We start from the raw sequence: 683 nt of genomic DNA on the forward strand, positions 1-683 counted from the left end.
GTGCGAGATCATGCCAGAATATTGTCCTGTTGTCTGCCATGCTGGCACCGGATGTAAGCCGGAAGGGCCATGAGCCCTTCCAGAGACTGATTCAGTCCGCAGGGGAGTTCGCATCCACATCCGAGGGATCAAGCGGTTCGACCAGTCCTTTTAACTCTGGATCAGTGGAACTGCTCTAAAAGAAAAACCAGACCCAGGGCGTGGGAACTATAACGCAATTCATAGATGGGAAAACGGCTATGGAAGACCTCTCCATGAAACGTTCCTGGCAGAGCAGGGACTGGTCCCACTTCATCAAGCTGTTCAGGGGCCTGACATTCTACGAGCGTTTTGAACAGGCGATCATTCTGACCCTGATTGCGCTCATCATGCTGGTCACCGCCATCGCGACGATTCATCTGATCGGCGCGGTATGGCATCTGGTCGTCGATGTCGGAATCGATCCGATTAACCAGACGATCTTCCAGGCGATTTTTGGCGCGATCTTTACTGTTATCATCGCCCTTGAATTCAAACACTCCCTGCTGGTCGTTCTTGCCCAGGATGAGAACGTCATCCGGGTACGGACCATCGTCCTGATCGCCCTCCTGGCGATTGCCCGCAAATTCATCCTGCTGGATCTGCATGATGTGACTGCCATGGAACTGTTCGCTCTCTCGGCGGCTGTTCTGGCGCTGGGTGCC

General features: G+C 54.0%; 1 protein-coding gene. It reads left to right on the forward strand.

The window, feature by feature from the left end:
• Positions 1-239 precede the first annotated feature (239 nt).
• The coding region (locus tag KP701_RS16170) for a phosphate-starvation-inducible PsiE family protein (protein ID WP_215747919.1) at positions 240-683 on the forward strand (444 nt) is incomplete at its 3' end.

The organism is Gluconobacter sp. P1C6_b, from assembly GCF_018811945.1.
Taxonomy (GTDB): domain Bacteria; phylum Pseudomonadota; class Alphaproteobacteria; order Acetobacterales; family Acetobacteraceae; genus Gluconobacter.